Annotated in this window: 9 protein-coding genes; 7 read left to right on the forward strand and 2 right to left on the reverse strand. The window is 74.2% G+C overall.

Annotated features, from left to right (window positions below):
* Positions 1-7: 7 nt before the first annotated feature.
* Together E5083_RS07970 and E5083_RS07975 are read left to right on the forward strand one after the other, a co-directional pair.
* Positions 8-2,896: a WD40 repeat domain-containing protein gene (locus E5083_RS07970; RefSeq protein ID WP_135784880.1), complete on the forward strand. Its 2,889-nt coding sequence runs from the start codon at positions 8-10 to the stop codon at positions 2,894-2,896.
* A complete protein-coding gene (locus tag E5083_RS07975) occupies positions 2,893-6,198 on the forward strand; it encodes a WD40 repeat domain-containing protein (protein WP_135784881.1) in 3,306 nt (1,101 codons plus the stop codon). Before E5083_RS07970 ends, E5083_RS07975 begins: the two co-directional genes overlap by 4 nt.
* Here the strand turns inward: E5083_RS07975 and E5083_RS07980 are convergent.
* Positions 6,120-6,884, reverse strand: coding sequence for a sirohydrochlorin chelatase (locus E5083_RS07980; protein ID WP_135784882.1), 765 nt, complete (start codon positions 6,882-6,884; stop codon positions 6,120-6,122). The genes E5083_RS07975 and E5083_RS07980 overlap by 79 nt on opposite strands.
* Positions 6,881-8,038: a uroporphyrinogen-III synthase gene (locus E5083_RS07985; protein WP_135784883.1), complete on the reverse strand. Its 1,158-nt coding sequence runs from the start codon at positions 8,036-8,038 to the stop codon at positions 6,881-6,883. Before E5083_RS07985 ends, E5083_RS07980 begins: the two co-directional genes overlap by 4 nt.
* A 191-nt stretch (positions 8,039-8,229) precedes the next feature.
* Here E5083_RS07985 and E5083_RS07990 point away from each other — a divergent pair, with 191 nt between their 5' ends.
* Genes E5083_RS07990 through E5083_RS08010 form a run of 5 tightly spaced genes read left to right on the forward strand, consistent with a single transcriptional unit; the run spans position 8,230 to position 15,767 of the window.
* Entirely contained in the window at positions 8,230-10,341 is a 2,112-nt protein-coding gene (locus E5083_RS07990; protein ID WP_135784884.1) for a molybdopterin oxidoreductase family protein, read from the forward strand.
* A gap of 32 nt (positions 10,342-10,373) precedes the next feature.
* On the forward strand, positions 10,374-11,498 hold the full coding sequence (locus E5083_RS07995; RefSeq protein ID WP_244317462.1) for an NAD(P)/FAD-dependent oxidoreductase: 1,125 nt from the start codon (positions 10,374-10,376) through the stop codon (positions 11,496-11,498).
* Positions 11,495-14,071, forward strand: coding sequence for a nitrite reductase large subunit NirB (nirB, locus tag E5083_RS08000; protein ID WP_135784886.1), 2,577 nt, complete (start codon positions 11,495-11,497; stop codon positions 14,069-14,071). Before E5083_RS07995 ends, nirB begins: the two co-directional genes overlap by 4 nt.
* Entirely contained in the window at positions 14,068-14,442 is a 375-nt protein-coding gene (nirD, locus tag E5083_RS08005) for a nitrite reductase small subunit NirD (RefSeq protein ID WP_135784887.1), read from the forward strand. Before nirB ends, nirD begins: the two co-directional genes overlap by 4 nt.
* Positions 14,433-15,767, forward strand: coding sequence for a nitrate/nitrite transporter (locus E5083_RS08010; protein ID WP_135784888.1), 1,335 nt, complete (start codon positions 14,433-14,435; stop codon positions 15,765-15,767). Before nirD ends, E5083_RS08010 begins: the two co-directional genes overlap by 10 nt.
* The last annotated feature ends 12 nt before the right edge of the window (positions 15,768-15,779 follow it).

Below are 15,779 nucleotides of genomic sequence, written 5' to 3' on the forward strand. Positions count from 1 at the left end.
TCCGCACATGGCCTCCTCGCGTTCACGACGTCTCGTCCAGATCGTGGTCCGGTCATGCCGGGCCTGGCTTCCCACCCTTCCCCGGCACTGGCGGCGCGACGTGCGCGTCCCGATCGCGGTCGCCGCCGTCAGCGGGCATCCCGAGCTACTGACCCTGTGCCTGCGCTACGAGCCCGGACGCCGAAGAGCCGACGGCCCGGCTGTGCTGGAGCGGCTGGACGCCGGTCCGCCGGTCGACGGGGACTTCGAGGGAGCGGTGGCCACGGCCCTGCGCTGGGCGGAGGGCCAACCGGACTTCCCCTCCCGTGGCCGGATCACCTGGACGGTGGAGACGGCCGACGGGTCGCCGACGACGACGCCGGTCCACGGGGCGTCGGCCGGGGGCGCCTTCGCGGTGGCGCTGGCCTTTCTGTTCGGCCTGACACCTCTGGCCCGCAGCCGTCCCCGGGACCCGCGTGCGGTACTCAGCGCCGAGGTGGACGCCTTCGGGCTGCTCGGTCCGGTGGCCGGGATCGGACAGAAGGCCGCGCTGGTGGCGGGCTCCGACCACGCCCGGCTGCTCGTGGCGGGCGCCGACCACGAGCGGGCCCTGGCGGCCCAGTCGGGCGGACGGCCGGAAGCCGTGGCCGTCACCAGCGTGGCCGAGGCCGTCGGTGCCGCTCTGCTGCGCCGGCACCTCGTGGTGCCGGTGGCCTTTGTCGTCCTCATGGCCGCGACGGTGACGGGGACGTGGGCCGCCCGGCATGCCGCCGATCGCGCCGCCGCGCGCACGCAGGCACGGGTGGAGAGCCTGAGCGGGCAGGCGCGGGCGTACCACGGCTCGGCTCCGGACCGTTCGGCCGCGGCGGCGCTGCGGGCCCACGTCCTGGACCCCCGGTCGTCGACGGCCACCGCGGCGATGCTGTCGGCGGCCTACGGCGACCTGCGGCTGTCCGGTGTCATCGACGCCGCACACCAGGTGAAGGCCGTTCAGTACAGCCCCGACGGGCGTCTGCTGGCGGTGTCGTCGGGCAGGACGGTGACCGTGTACGGGTCCGGGGGCCGCAGCGTGCGCGCTCGCGTCGGCACCCGGGCGGGTTCCGTGACCGCCCTGCGCTTCACCGCCGACGGCCGCGCTCTCGTCCTGGGCACCGACCAGGGGGAGGTCCTGTACGGGCGGCTCGGCCGGAGCGACGAGATCGGCCTCCGGTCACTGCGCGGCGCGGGCCCACCGGTCCTGGCCCTGGCCACGGGCGACGGTGACCGGGTGGCGTGGGCCACCGCCGACGGCGTGGAGGCAGTCACCGGGACCGCGACCCCGTCCCCGCTGCGGATTCGCCAGGCGGACGCCCTGGTCACCTCCCTGGCCTTCCTGCCCGGCGGCCGACTCGCGGTGGGGCGGCTGACGAAGGGGAACGATCCCGCTCTCCAGGTCTATCCGGCCGACCGGGCGGGGGCCACGCCCCGGACGCTGCTGACCGCCAAGAAGGCGATGAGGCTGCTACGCAAGGACATCACGGCCATGACCGTCACCGACAACGGGCGCTCACTGGTGGTCGGCGGGTCCCGGATCGATCTTCAGGTCTACGACACGCGCACCCTGCGGCTCAAGAAGAGCGTGGAGGTTTCCGGGTACGTGTATGCCGTGTCCGCGAGCACCGACGGGCACACCGTCCTGGTGGCGACGCGCGACTGGCCCCCGTACCGCGCCCCTCTCGACCTCAACTCCGCGGGCCCCACCGTGACTTCGCTGGACCTGACCGGCGACGGGCGGGCTTCCGGGCTCGCCTACAGCAAGGCCACCGAGTCGCTCACCGCGGTCCTGGCCGTCCATCCCGTCACCGGCGCGCCGGCCGTGGCTTCGACGCCGTTCGAGGGCCGCAGCCGGGTGTTCCTCTACGATCCGCCGGTGCGAGCGGGTGCGCAGAGCCAGGTCGGAGCCGTCGTCGGTGACCCGGAGTTCCCCGACAGCGTCCTGGTGCTCCACATCGACGGCCGGCTGATCCGGTACCGAGCCCACGACGGGCAGCGCACGGTACTTCTGAAGGCCGCGTCGCAGACTGTCCTGGCCCTGGCGGTGGACGAGCGGAGCGGCACCGTCGCCCTGGGCGACGCCGACGGCCGTGTCACGCTCTACGACTATCCGGCGATGCGGCCGAGAGGAGAGCCGCTGCGCCGGGCGGACAGCCCCGTGTTCCGGCTCGCCTTCTCCCCCGACGGGCGCACGCTGGCCGCGGGCGACTCGTCCGGTGAGGTGTACCTGTGGAACCTGGCGCGCCGGACGGCGAAGGTCGCCCGTGAGCCCCGGCCCACCCAGGACGCCGGCCCGGTGGGCACGCTCGCCTGGCGGCCGGACGGTACCCGGCTGCTCGTGGGACACCGGCTCGGGCGTGCGGAAGTGCTGGACCCGCGCACCGCGCGCACCGTCGCGTCCCGCGACTTCGCGGCCGCCGGCACCGACGACGGGCTGGGCGACCTCGGCGCGGCCGTCCCGTACGAGGACGGCTACCTCGCCGGGTTCGGCGACGGACGCATCGCCAGGTACGGCCCCACGATCCGGCTGCGTGCCCAACTCCCCCAACGGCACGAGGCCAACGTCCTGGGCATCGCGCTGGCACCGGACAGGTCCGCGCTCCTGACCGTGAGTGCCGACCACACCGCGCTGCTGCAGCAAGTCCCGGACGGTACCGAGCTGTTCAGGGCAACCAGCCCGGAGGACGCGGAGCACGACGACAGCCCCTACGGCGGCGCGTGGACGGCGGGCGGCTTCACTCCGGACGGCGCGTGGGCGGTCCTGGGCAGCACCACCGGCCGCCTGACCGCTCTGGCCCTCGACAGCGAGGGACTGGTCCGGCGCCTGTGCGCCCTCACCGACGCCCGCACCGGGGCGGACGCGCTCTCGGAGGCATGCCGATGACGGGAAACGAGGCACCACGAGACGACCTCGTGGAGTGGACGGCTCTGCTGCGGGCCTGCGCCACGGAGCGCACCACGCTCTCGGCCACGGCACTGCCGGGCGCGGCGATCGCGGACCGGCTCTGCCGGGGCGGGGCATGGCTGCGTGGCTGCGCCGCGGCCGCGCGGTCCGGCAGTCCGCTCCTGAACGGCTCACCGCTCACCGGACCGCCCGAGGACGGCCCGGTCGCGACGGCGCTGCGTCTGCTGAGCGACAAGGGCCCCCCGCGTGCCCACCATGTGGCACGGGCGATCTGGCACGCGGCGCGGGCGGCGGCACGGCTGCGGGAGATCCCGGCCGGGGACGACGGCGGAGCCGGCGCCGACATCGCGGCGGCCGCCGTGTGGTGGGAGGCGGCGCGCTGCCCGGTCCCCGGTGACAGCGCCGAGCCCGCTCAGCTCGCCGGGGTGGAGGGGGACGCATTCCGCGAGACACACCCCGGACTGCCCTGGACACAGGCCGAGGACCTGGTGGAGCGCTGCTGGGAAGGACCACGCAGACGGCACAGGTCCGTCGCGGCCAAGGTGCTGGCCGCCGGTGTCACTCCGGACGGCGTGGCCGTCCTGACCGTCGACCTGGTGCGAGACGCGGCAGAAGCCGTACTCCCGGACCCGGACACCATGCTGTTCAGTGCCGGTCTGGACGCCCTGGAACCGTCGCTGGCCGCGGCCTTCTCCTGGGCCAGGGCCCAGGAGAACTTCACCCGGGGGCACGGCATGCGCTGGCGGCTCGGCGGCCCGGACGGTGTCGCGGCCGCGATCCCCGACGGGACGGAGGTCGGCGGGGCGGCCGTGGTGGCTCTGGCCCGCGCGCTCGACCGCCGGCGCGGCAGCCTGCTGACCCGCGCGGGCGAGCATCCCCACGACGCGGACCCACGAGTCGTCGTCCACGCGGCCGTCCGGCCCCCCGCTCACCTGCACGCCGTACCCGCTCCGCCCGATGCCGTCAGGGACGCGCTCGCCACCGGGCATGTGCTGGTGTTCGCGCCCGGCGACGGGGCGGACTCCCCGCCGGTGGCCGCGGGGCAGCGCCGGCAGATTCGCGAAGCCGGCGACGTGACACAGGCGTTGCGCCGCTCACGCCGGCTGCCGCGCCGGTTCGTCGCCGTCGTCTGCGCGGCCACGGTGTTCCTCACCCTGGGCGGCTACTGGTTCGGGACCGAGAGCCGCGCGCGTGCGGAACGCGACCGCATCGCCACCAAGGCGGAGGAACTCGCCGACCGCGCGCTCCAGCGGGAGACCCGGCCCCCGGACCAGGCCCTCGTGAACGCGCTGACCGCTCATGCGCTGGCACCGGACGCGGCCGCGAGTCGCAATGCCCTGCTGTCCGCGGCCAATCGTGAGACGTCCATCTCCAAGGTCGTCCGGACCACCGTCCGGGGACTGCACGCCCTCGCCCTCGACCACGAGGGCCGCTACGTCGCGGGGATCGACTCCGAGCGGCGCCTGCGCGTGTGGGACACCCGCGACGCGTCGCCGGTAGCGGTCCCGGCCGGGCTCCGTGATGCCGACGCGCTCGGTTTCCCGTCGAACGGCGGCGCCCTCGCCGTGGCCACGGATCACGGAGTCGCGCAGTGGGACCCCGCGCGGAACGCCGCTCCGCGCTGGCGCAGCGAATCCGCGGCGAGCGCGGTCGCCTACAGCTCCGACGGCGCCCACCTGGCGATCGGCGGCCGCGACGGGACCGTGGAAGTACAGGACACCGGCTCCACGGAGTCCGGCCGCCGCACCTCCCTCTCCGAAGGCGCGCCGACGGGTCTCGCGTTCACCTCCTCGGGCAGCGTCCTGGCGATCGGCACCGCGAAGGCGGTACGCATGTGGGAGTGGCAGTCCGCGGGCCGCCCCGAGCGGTCCGCCACGGGCCTGGCCGCCCCCGCCCGGAACCTGCTGTACGCCGCGCCCTGCAAGTGCTTCTACGCCATATCCGGCGGCCGGCTCCTCGCCCTGGCCCCGGGTACGGCCAAGGCGGTACGCACACCCGTGGATCTGCCGTACCAGGCGATGATCGCCTACAGCTCGTCCCGCTCCTCCCTCTACCTGGCCGCGACCAACTTGATCGGCGTCTACTCCGCGGACCCGAAGAGCCTGGGCTCCGAGGACGGTAAGCGCTCCGTCGCCCCGGACTACCTGGCGGCCACCAACGGCGGACGTTCCGAGGTCGCGGTGAGCGGCGACGGACGCCATCTGGTGACGCCGTCCAGCAGTGGCGGCCTGGTCCTCTACAGCCTCGCGGACCCGGACACCCGATACCTGTACGTACTTGGCGCCCAACTCGTCGAGAGCATTCCGCGCACACCGGTACTGCTCTACGTCACCGGTGTCTACGGGCACGCCCGTATGGGGCTGTACGACCCGCGGACGCGCAAGGGTGCGAAGCGGCTGGTGGACATGGGTCCCGTGACGGGAAAGCAGCCGTCCGCCTTCAGCCCCCGGTCGCGGCTGGTCGCGGTGGCGAGCACCGACGGCCGGGTACGGGTGCGCGAGGTCCGACCCGCCACCTTCTCCTTCGGCGCGGCCACCGAGCTGACCGGACCGCCCGGCCAGAAAGCCAGGGTCACCGCGTTCGACGACGCTCATCAGGAGCTCTACGCGGCGTGGTCCCGCGAGATCCGCGTCTATTCGGTGGCAAAGCCCGCACAGCCCACACGGCGGTACTCCATCACCCTGCCCGGCACGGAGCAGGTCATGGCCGTCAGCCCGGCACCGGGTCGCAAAAGCCTCTTCGTCGCCACCGACCAGTCCTTGTACGCCCTTCCCTACCGCGCGGGACGGTACCGGTGGGCCGACCGCGTACTGCTGGCCTCGGGCGTCTTCTTCCAGGCGAAGGCACTGGGAGACGGCGGTGTGGTCGGCGGCGCCGTCACCGGCGCGCTGTCGGTCTACCGGCCGCGCGGCGGCGGCTGGTCCGAACTTCCGCTCGCCGGGAAGGCGGACACCATCGGCATCGTGCGGCCGTACGGAGACAAGATCGTGGTCACGGTGCCCGAACACATCACCGTCTACGACAGCCGGTCCGGTGAGCAGATCATCGACATGCGGGAGCGGGGAATGGTGCCCAGCGCGCTGAACTACGACGGCTCGTCCATCCGCACCTTCGAGGACACCTCTTCCGCCATCGCCTTCCCTCTCGGCGAAGCGGCCGTCCTGGCCCGGGCGTGTGCGCTGCTGGGCAGGAGCGTCCCCGGCTACGTCGCCGACGTGTGGCCGGCCGCACCGGCTTCGGTACGCGGTCGGCCTCTGTGCGCCCCCGGAACCGGCCGCTGATCCGCCGGCCGGTGTGCTTCGTCGTACCGCCGCAGCACCAGTTCCGCCACCGACGGGTGCGTGCCGAGAGGGGCTGACGTCCAGCGGGCGTCGGTCTGGGTCAGGGTGTGGGCGAAGTGGCCGGGGGCCAGGAGGTGGGTGGCCAGGGAGACTTCGGGGTGGCCGGAGTTGTGCCAGGCGGAGAGGGCTTCGGTGGGGGTCGGGCCCTCGCCGGAGGCGTAGGCGACGGAGACCGGGGCGTGCAGGTGGCGGGACAGGAGGCGGGCGGATTCCGTCGTGTCCGCTCTGGCTCGGGGGTCGGAGGAGCCGGTGGCGGCCAGGACGATGGGGGTGGCGTTCGGTGGGCGGCCCGCTTCGGTCAGGCGGGCGGCCAGGGCTTGCGCCAGGAGAGGGGACGGGCCCAGGGCCGGGGTGACCCGTACCTTGCCGGGGTCCGCGTCGGCGAGGAGGGCCGGGATGTCGGCGCGTACGTGGTAGCCGCTGGCCAGGAGGAGGGGGACGGCGATCACCGGGCCGGGGAGCGCGGACAGCGCATCGGGTACGGAGGGTTGCACGAGGCCCAGCCAGGCCGGCTCGATCCGCAGGCCGGGGCGGAGGCGGCGGACCTCGGCCAGCAGGGCGAGGACCGTGCGGACGCCCTCGGGGTCGCGGGTGCCGTGGGCGACGGCCAGCAGGGTGGCGGTCATCGGGGGCCTCCGTCGGGCTCTGTCGCCAGGCGGTAGCCGCGCTTGGGGACCGTACGGATTAGGCTCGCGTAGGGGCCGAGGGCCGCCCGTAGACGCGTCACCGCCGCCTCCACCGCGTGCTCGTCCGCGCCCCGGCCCGGCCAGACCCGGCGCAGCAGTTCGGGGCGGCCGACCACCCAGCCGGGGCGTTCGGCGAGGGCCCGGAGTACGCGGGCCGAGCCGGGCGTCAGCCATACCGCTTCGGCCGGGGCGTCGTCGCCGAGGAGCAGCGCGTTGCCCTGGAGGACCAGGGTGCGGTCGCCGGCCGGGACGAGGTGGCGGTCGCGGTCGGGGAGCGTGGCGGTGAGCAGGTGGACCATCGCTCCCAGTCTCCCTCGCTCGGGCCATACCGGCCCGGCGCCCACCTCCAGCAGCGGGCGGGCGCACACCGCGCCGACGCACAGCGGGAGGACGTCCGTACGCAGCCGTTCGAGGACCGTCTCGTACTTGCCCGCAGCCTCGGCGTGCTCCAGGAAGGAGGTGATGGCCGGTGCGGAGGTGAACAGCAGGGCGTGCACGTCGCCGCGTGCCGTGGCCTCGGCCAGCCGGCGCACCGGCTCGGGGTCCAGGGGCGGCGCCCAGCGGTACACCGGGACCTCCACCACCTCCGCGCCCCGTTCCCGCAGCGCCGAGGCCAGCCCCGGCAACGGCGCCCCGTGCTCCTGCACCGCTACCCGCCGCCCCCGCAGATCCCGGGCGAGCAGCCAGGTGCGCAGCTCGTCCACCGCCTCCGAGGCGGGCGAGTACGTCTCGGTCGTGCCGCAGGCCCGTACCGCGCCCGTCGCCTTCGGGCCCCGTGAGAGCACCTCGGCGTCGCGGCAGGCGGCGGTGAGGGCGGCGCCGTAGCCCCAGCCCTCGGCGGCGCTCATCCAGCCGCGCCAGCCGACGCCGGTGGTCGCCACCACGTAGTCCAGCGGGGCGGCGAGGCACCGCTCGGTGGCCGCCCGCAGTGCCGCGTCGTCCTCCAGCGGCACGATGCGCAGCGCGGGCGCCTCCATCACCCGCGCCCCGCGCCGGCGCAACAGCGCCGTCAGCTCCTCACGCCTGCGTGCCGCCGTGACGCCCACCGTGAATCCGGTGAGTTCGGCGGCCGTCTCCCTGGTACCGGCCTTCATGCCCCGAGGCTGCGGGGGCGCCATGTCGCGGCTGTTGCCCGGCGATCACGTCCCGGTTACCGCAACGGGCGTCCGTGTTACGGAAGATGTCCTCTCCCGCACACCCCTCCGCCGGGCCTGTGCGCGTCCCGTACCGTACGGGCAACGCGGGCGAGCCTCGGCGGAAACGGCGGCGGGCCAGGCTCGTCGCCATGACCGACACCCACTGCCCCTACTGCGCCCTCCAGTGCGGCATGCGCCTCAGCCCGAACCCCGCCGGAGGGGTGCCCGAGGTCACCGGGCGCGACGCATTCCCGGTGAACCGGGGTGCGTTGTGCGGGAAGGGGCAGACCGCCGCCGCGCTGCTGGCGCCCGGCGTACGGCTGACCGCGCCTCTGGTGCGGGACGCGGACGGACTGCGCGAGGCGTCGTGGGAGGAGGCGCTGGACCGGGTCGCCGGGGCGATGAAAGCCACGGCGGCGGCTCAAGGGCCGGACGCGGTGGGGGTGTTCGGCGGTGGCGGCCTGACCAACGAAAAGGCGTACCTGCTCGGCAAGTTCGCCCGTGTCGCGCTGCGCACCCGCTCGATCGACTACAACGGCCGCTTCTGCATGTCCTCCGCTGCCGCCGCCTCCCGCGCCGCCTTCGGCCTGGACCGGGGGCTGCCCTTCCCGCTCGCGGACGTGGCCCGCACCGGGTGCGTGATCCTGGTCGGCGCCAACCCGGCCGAGACGATGCCGCCCGCGGTGCGCTATCTGCGCGAACTGCGGGAGAACGGCGGAACATTGGTCGTCGTCGACCCGCGCCGGACCCGGACCGCCGAACTGGCCGACCTCCACCTCCAGCCGCTCCCCGGCACCGACCTGGCCCTGGCGCTCGGGCTGCTCCATCTCGCCGTCGCCGAGGGGCACGTGGACGAGGAGTTCATCGCGGCCCGTACGACGGGCTGGGCCGACGCCCGCGCCGCCGCGATGGCCCACTGGCCGGAGCGGGTGGAGGCGTTGACCGGTGTCCCCGTACCCCAACTCCGTGAAGCTGTCGCTCTGTTCACCCGCACCCCGCACGCCATGGTGCTCACCGCGCGCGGGCCCGAGCAGCAGAGCAAGGGCACCGCGACCGTCGGCGCCTGGATCGACCTGTGCCTGGCCACCGGCCGGGCCGGGCGCCCGCTGAGCGGATACGGCTGCCTCACCGGGCAGGGCAACGGCCAGGGTGGCCGCGAGCACGGGCAGAAGGCGGACCAACTCCCCGGCTACCGCTCGCTGGAGGACCCCGGGGCACGGGCGCACATCGCCGCCCTCTGGGGCGTGGACCCCGGCGCCCTGCCGCACTCCGGCTCGTCGGCGTACGAGCTGCTGGACTCCCTCGGCCGGCCCGGCGGGGTGCGGACGCTGCTGGTGATGGGGTCCAACCCGGTCGTCTCCGCGCCGGACGCCGCCCGCATCACCCGGCGGCTGACCGCGCTGGACCACCTCGCGGTGTGCGACGTGGTGCTCTCCGAGACGGCCCTGCTGGCCGACGTCGTCCTGCCGGTGACCCAGTGGGCCGAGGAGACCGGCACCCTCACCAACCTGGAGGGCCGCGTCCTGCTCCGCCGCGCCGCCGTCACTCCGCCGGCGGGCGTTCGCAGCGACCTCGCCGTACTGCACGAGCTGGCTCAACGCCTGGGCCACGCAACAGGGTTCTCGTCAGTCCCCGAGGAGGTCTTCGCCGAGCTGCGCCGGGCCACCGCCGGGGCTCCCGCCGACTACTCCGGCATCTCCTACGACCGTATCGCCGCCGAGGACGGCGTCTTCTGGCCCTGCCCCTCCCCCGAACACCCCGGCACCCCGCGCCTCTTCCTCGACCGTTTCGCCCACCCCGACGGCCGCGCCCGCTTCACCGCGCCCTCGCACCGGCCCGCCGCCGAGGAGCCCGACGAGGCGTATCCGCTGTACCTGACCACGGGGCGGACCGTCAGCCACTACCAGAGCGGCGCGCAGACCCGCCGGGTGCCGGAGCTGGCCGCCGCCGCGCCCGGTCCCTATGTGGAGCTGCATCCCGATCTGGCCGCCGGACTCGGCGTGCGGGAGGGGGAGTTGGTCACCGTCACCAGCCGCCGGGGCACCGTCACCGCCCCGGCCCGTCTCACCGCCGCCATCCGGGCGGACACGGTGTTCATGCCGTTCCACTGGCCCGGTGCGGGACGCGCGAACCTGCTCACCAACCCGGCGCTCGATCCGGTGTCCCGGATGCCGGAGTTCAAGGTGTGCGCGGTGCGGGTGGAGAAGGCGGTACTCCCCCGGGTCCGCGTGCCCGCCGTGCCGGTGGCGGTCGGCGCGTGAAGGCCCGCCGTATCGCCGTGGTCGGGGCGGGGATGGCCGCCGCGCGTCTGGCGCAACAGCTTGCGGCTCACGCCGGGCCTACGGAGACGGTTCTGTACGGGGCCGAGCCGGAACCGCCGTACAACCGGGCGCTCTTGGCCGATGTCCTGGCCGGGCGGTATCGGACGGAAGCGCCGGCTCTGCCGACCGGGGACGCCCGGGTGCGCACCGGGACCGAGGTGGTGGCCGTCGACGTCCGGGGCCGGGCGCTCACGCTCGCCGACGGGAGCCGGGAGACGTACGACGAGCTGGTCCTGGCGACGGGTGCCGAGCCCGTACGTCCGTTCACGGAGGGTGCGCATGCGCTGCGCTCGCTCGCCGACGTCGCCCGTATCTCCCGGCACGCCGACACCGCCGACCGCGCGGTGGTGATCGGCGGTGGCGTGCTGGGCGTCGGCACAGCCCACGCCCTCGCCGCCCGAGGTTTGCCTGTGAACCTCGTTCACAAGGGCCCCCACCTGATCGACCGCCACCTCGACAGGCAGGCCGGCAACACCGTGCACACCACGCTGGCCCTCATGGGCGTCACAGTTCACCTCGCCTCGACCCCGGACGACAGCCTCACGCCGACGAGCACCGACCTCGTGGTTCACGCCTGCGGAGTCCGCCCCCGTACCGCCCTTGCGCGCGCCGCCGGCCTGCCCGTACGCAACGGCATCCTGGTCGACGACACCCTCGCCTGTGCCCCGCACACCTACGCCATCGGGGACTGCGCCGAGCACCGCGCCGCGCCGTACGCCCTGGCCACGACCGCCTGGGAGCAGGCCGACGTGCTCGCCGCCCGCCTCTCCGGCGCCGACCCCGAGGCGCGCTACACCGGCTCCCGGCCGATGACCCGGCTCACCGCGGGCCCCGTGGAGTACGCCGCGTTCGGGGCGTGCGACGACGCCGCCGAGGAGGGCGCCGACGTGCTGCGCATCGGGGACGCCACCCGGGGGGCCTACAAGAAGCTCGTGCTGCGCGGGGACCGGATCGTCGGCGCGATCCTCGTCGGCGACCTCGCCACCGCCGGCACCCTCACCCGCGCCCATCTCACCGGCCGGCCCGTCGGGCCCGACCCGTTGTCCCTGCTCACCGCCCCGCTGTCCCACCGAGCGACCGAGGAGTCCCGCCCATGACCGCCCCCACCACCCGGCCCCCGAAGGAGCTGGTGCTCGTCGGCCACGGCATGGCCGGCCAGCGCTTCCTGGAGGCGCTGTACGAGCAGCCCGGCGCCGACGCCTGGCATGTCACCGTCCTCGCCGAGGAGCCCCGGCCCGCCTACGACCGCGTCCACCTGACGAGCTGGTTTGCGGGCACCACGGCCGAAGAACTCAGCTTGGTCTCCGCCGAGTTCATGGCACAGCACGGCATCACCCTCCACCTCGGCGACCCCGCGACGGCCGTCGACCGCGCCGCCCGCACCGTCACCAGTGCCTCCGGCCGCGTCCTGCGCTACGACGCGCTGGTCCTGGCCACCGGCTCGTACCCCTTCGTGCCGCCCGTGCCCGGCCACGACACCCCCGGCTGCCATGTGTACCGCACGCTCGAAGACGTCCGCGCCATCCGCGACGACGCGGCACGGGCCCGTACCGGGATCGTCGTCGGCGGCGGACTGCTCGGTCTGGAAGCGGCCGGCGCCCTGCGCGCCCTCGGACTGGACACGCACGTGGTGGAGTTCGCCCCGCGACTGATGGCCCTCCAGGTCGATGAGGGGGGTGGGGCGGTACTGCGCCGCAAGATCGAGGAGTTGGGCGTACGTGTGCACACCGGCGCGGGCACCTCCGCCGTAGCGGCAGGCCCCGACGGACGTGTCCGCGCGGCGCGGCTGTCGGACGGCACCGAACTCCCCGCCGATCTGGTGGTGTTCTCGGCCGGAGTCCGGGCCCGCGACCAACTGGCCCGCGACTGCGGTCTGTCGGTGGGCGAGCGCGGCGGCATCACCGTCGACGCCACCTGCCGTACCGCCGACCCGCACGTGTGGGCCATCGGCGAATGCGCCCAGGCGGTGGACGGCCGGGTGTACGGCCTGGTCGCTCCCGGCTACGCGATGGCCGAGACAGCGGCCCGCCAACTGTGTCAGGTGAAAGCCGAGTTCACAGGCGCCGACCTCTCCACCAAGCTCAAGCTCCTCGGTGTCGACGTGGCCAGCTTCGGCGATCCGCACGGCACCGCCGAGGGCGCGCTCGACGTCACCTTCGCCGACAGCCGCTCCGGCGTCTACAAGAAGCTCGTCATCGGCGCCGACGGCTCCCTCCTCGGCGGCGTCCTGGTGGGCGACACCGAGGCGTACGGCGTACTGCGCCCCCTCGCACTCGCCGGAAAGCCACTGACCGTACCCCCGGAGCAGTTGGTCCTCCCCGCCACTCAAGGCGACGCCGTCACACCGAAGTTGCCCGACGACGCGGTGCTCTGCTCCTGCCACAACGTCACCGGAGGTGCCGTCCGCGCCGCCGTACGGGAACAGGGCCTCACCGACGTCACCGAGGTCAAGAAGTGCACCAAGGCCGGTACCGGCTGCGGCAGTTGCATCAAGACCCTCACCACCGTCGTCCGGGACGAACTCGCCGCGTCCGGCACCGAGGTCTCCCGCGACCTGTGCGAGCACTTCGCCCACACCCGTGCCGAGCTGTACGAGATCGTCCGCGTCCGGGGCATCACCGACTTCACCACGCTCATCGACGGCCACGGCACCGGCGACGGCTGCGACGTCTGCAAGCCCGTCGTCGCCTCGATCCTGGCGAGCCTGGGCAACGGCCACGTCCTGGACGGGGAGCAGGCCGCCCTCCAGGACACCAACGACCACCACCTCGCCAACCTCCAGCGCAACGGCTCCTATTCGGTCGTCCCACGCGTCCCCGGCGGCGAGATCACCCCGGAGAAGCTCATCGTCATCGGCGAGGTGGCCCGCGACTTCGGCCTCTACACCAAGATCACCGGTGGTCAGCGCATCGACCTCTTCGGGGCCCGCGTCGACCAACTCCCCGCCGTCTGGCGCCGCCTGGTCGACGCCGGCTTCGAGTCGGGGCACGCCTACGGCAAGTCGCTGCGCACGGTGAAGTCCTGCGTCGGGCAGACCTGGTGCCGGTACGGGGTACAGGACTCCACCTCGCTCGCCATCGAACTGGAGCTGCGCTACCGGGGGTTGCGCGCCCCGCACAAGCTGAAGTCCGCCGTCTCGGGGTGCGCCCGCGAGTGCGCGGAGGCCCAGTCCAAGGACTTCGGGATCATCGCCACCTCCACCGGCTGGAACCTCTACGTCGGCGGCAACGGCGGCACCTCCCCGCGCCACGCCGACCTGCTCGCCACCGACCTGGACAAGGCGACCCTGATCCGCACCATCGATCGGTTCCTGATGTTCTACATCCGCACCGCCGACCGCCTGGAACGCACCGCGCCCTGGCTGGAGCGGCTCGAAGGCGGCCTGGACCATCTGCGGGCCGTCGTGCTGGACGACTCGCTGGGCATCGCGGCCGACCTGGACGCCCAGATGGCCCGCCACGTCTCCGGCTACGCGGACGAGTGGGCCGCCGTCCTGGACGACCCCGACCGGCTGCGCCGCTTCACCTCCTTCGCCAACGCCCCGGACGTGCCCGATCCCACGGTCACCTTCGTCCCCGAGCGCGACCAGATGCGCCCGGCCCGGCCCGGCGAGGACGGGCGTCCGCTGCGGGAGCTGGTCCTCGTCTCCGCCCAGGAGGCCGGCCGATGACGGACATCCTGGTCGAGGTCCGGCACGGCGCCCGCTGGGTCCCCGTCCTGCGGTACGCCGACCTCGTCCCCGGCCGGGGCGTGGCCGTCCTCCTCGGCGATGAGCAGGTCGCCCTCTTCCGTGACCGGGCGGGCCGGCTGCACGCCGTCGGCAACCGCGATCCGTTCAGCGGCGCCCAGGTCATCTCGCGCGGCCTGCTCGGCAGCCGGGGTGACACGCGCGTCGTCGCCTCGCCCATGTACAAGCAGGTCTTCGACCTGAGCACCGGCACCTGTCTCGACGAGCCCACCGCCCCCGACGGCACGCCCGCCCGGCTGCCCGTGTGGCCGGTGCGCACCACTCCCCCGGAAGGCGGCCCCGCATGCCCGTGACCCACCCAACCGGTTCTCCCGGCGTCCAGGAAGCCGCCCCGGCCCTGCGCCGGCTGCTCCCCGGCCGCCGCCGCGAACTTACCGACTGGCACCCCGAGGACCCCGCCTTCTGGCAGGCGGGCGGCGCCCGGACCGCCCGCCGCAACCTGCTGTGGTCCGTCGTCGCCGAGCACGTCGGCTTCTCCGTCTGGAGCCTGTGGTCCGTCCTCGTGCTGTTCCTGGGCCCGGAGTACGGGGTCGACCCGGCCGGCAAGTTCCTGCTGACGGCCCTGCCCACCGCGCTCGGCGCGCTGCTGCGGGTGCCGTACGCCCGCGCCGTCGGCGTCTTCGGCGGCCGCACCTGGACGGTGGTCAGCGCGCTGCTCCTGCTCGTCCCCACCGTGGCGACCGCCGTCGTCCTGGAGCCCGGCACCTCGTACGGCACCCTGCTGCTCACCGCCTGCCTCGCCGGGGTCGGCGGCGGCAACTTCGCCTCCTCGATGGCGAACATCAACGCGTACTATCCGCAGCCCCTCAAGGGCTGGGCCCTCGGCGTCAACGCCGGCGGCGGCAACCTCGGTGTCCCGGCGGTGCAGTTGGCGGGCCTCGCGGTCCTCGCCACGGTGGGCGCCGGGCACCCCCGGCTACTGGTGTTGCTCTATGTACCGCTCATCGTCGCCGCCGCCGTGTGCGCCTTCCTGCGGATGGACGACCTGTGCGTGCCCCGGCCGCCGGGTCAGTTGAGCGTGCTGATCAGGTGGCGGCACACCTGGCTGATCTCGCTGCTGTACGTGGGGACGTTCGGCTCGTTCATCGGGTTCTCGTTCGCCTTCGGGCAGGTGCTCCAGGTGCAGTTCGCGGACGAGTTCGCCACTCCGGTCAGCGCCGCGTACCTGACCTTCCTGGGTCCGCTGCTCGGCTCGCTCGTGCGCCCGGTGGGCGGACGGCTCGCCGACCGGTTCGGCGGGGCACGGGTGAGCCTGGCGGTCTTCGCCGCGATGGCGGGCGGCGCGCTGCTGGCCCTGGCCGCCTCCCGCGCCCACTCCCTCCCCCTGTTCGTGACGGCGTTCACCGCCCTGTTCGTCCTCAGCGGGCTGGGCAACGGCTCGACCTACAAGATGATCCCGACCCTGTGCCGCACCACCCCCGACGGCGAGGCCCGCGCCTCGGCGCTGATCGGCTTCGCGGGTGCGGTCGGGGCCTTCGGCGGGGTGCTGGTCAACATCGCCTTCCGCGAGTCGTTCCTCGCGGTCGGGAACGGCGACGGGGCGTACATCGCGTTCGTCGCCGCGTACGTGGTCTGCGCGGGCGTGACCTGGACGGCGTACGTACGACGGCCGGTCTGAGCACGCCCGGCG

The sequence above is a fragment of the Streptomyces bauhiniae genome (assembly GCF_004784475.1).
Taxonomy (GTDB): Bacteria; Actinomycetota; Actinomycetes; order Streptomycetales; family Streptomycetaceae; genus Streptomyces; species Streptomyces seoulensis.